Below are 1,244 nucleotides of genomic sequence, written 5' to 3'. Positions count from 1 at the left end.
GATATGGACTTAATATTCTGTCTCGGCACCCATCAATAACTTCTTTTAACGTTATCCCAATGGCATCACAGCGTAGTGTAAGCGGTAACGCCAGACGCATTCCGGTTTTTCCCTGGGTGATATGCAAGTGTTCGTTCCACACATCTGAAAAACGCATGTGGCAAATGTCATCACGGCGCTGACCAGTAACAATCGCAAGAAGCATTGCGTTACGGATAAAGTGTTTTTCAGGCGTTGCATTGTAAATTTTTTGCCAGTCTTCCATGGTGAGCCTGGCTCTGGTTACTTTAGGGATCGGTTTACGGGTAGCCTCCGGAGGATTCCATCCAGGAGGAACTTCCCCTGCATGCTGTGCTTCTTTATAAATATCAACCCATAATCCACGATTTACTCTCGCTGTGCTGACCATGTCTTTATCCAGCCACTCATCCAGTATTAATGCAAAGTCTCTTACTTCCAGTTCTTTCAATGGGTGGTTTCCCAGACGGGAAACCAGGTATGCAGCCATTCGAGTTTTTTCTTTGTGAGTTGTAGCTGCAATATCTCCATTTTTCAGTCGCGTGTCCTGTATTTTCAGATATCGATCAACCCATGCCTTTAATCTGATACCCCGACGTTTTGTTGCTGACGGACTTTCATCAATTTTGCGCATGAAATATTCAGCTTCTGCTGCAGCTATTCGCTGATTGGCTGTGGAAGCGATTTTTTCTGCCTTACCTTTGTCTGTTCCGAGTCCGTGAAATTTTCCAGTCACAGGATTTTTATACTGGTAGTAAACTCTGCCAGTTCTGCGATCAAACTTTTCGTAAAGACCGGCTACGTCAGTGCTGTTTTTTCGTGGCCTCGGTGACATGAGTTAAAATCTCCTTCAGTGCATCATCATCGCCAGTATGAATTTCCGGCGCAATTCCCGTTTCACCAGGCCCAACAAATACTGCTCGGCGATCTATCAGCCAACGCCCACGAATTTTTTGTGGTCTTGGAACGATGTATCCTAGTTTTCCGTATTTCACCAGGGTAGTGTTTGTTATTGGGAGACTGAACCGTTTTGGTTTCCACTCGTCGAGCGTTATCAGGTACTGTTCGCTCATGGCTATCACTCCGGAACGCGCCAGTTGCAGAATATCAACGACAACTGGCGACGGTTGAACATTAAAAATCAGCCTGACTCGGGATCAGTTTTTGCCAGATAACTGAAACGTATTTTGCCTGGTAACGGGCGTCATCAAGTGCATTATGGCGCC

2 protein-coding genes are annotated in these 1,244 nt (G+C 45.7%); both read right to left on the bottom strand.

Annotation, left to right across the window (positions count from 1 at the left end):
- On the bottom strand, window positions 1-853 hold an 853-nt coding region (locus ACWIGM_RS31485), incomplete at its 3' end, for a phage integrase Arm DNA-binding domain-containing protein (RefSeq protein ID WP_454029859.1).
- Window positions 822-1,091, bottom strand: coding sequence for an excisionase (locus ACWIGM_RS31480; RefSeq protein ID WP_000003742.1), 270 nt, complete (start codon window positions 1,089-1,091; stop codon window positions 822-824). The genes ACWIGM_RS31485 and ACWIGM_RS31480, both read right to left, overlap by 32 nt.
- Window positions 1,092-1,244: the final 153 nt, after the last annotated feature.

The sequence above is a fragment of the Allobosea sp. NPDC055332 genome, assembly GCF_053645455.1.
This window is presented reverse-complemented; position numbering and strand designations above follow the sequence as displayed.

Excerpts from the sequence above, each read along its gene's own strand:
- ACWIGM_RS31480 (WP_000003742.1), bottom strand. The coding sequence starts at position 1,091 with ATGAGCGAACAGTACCTGATAACGCTCGACGAGTGGAAACCAAAACGG.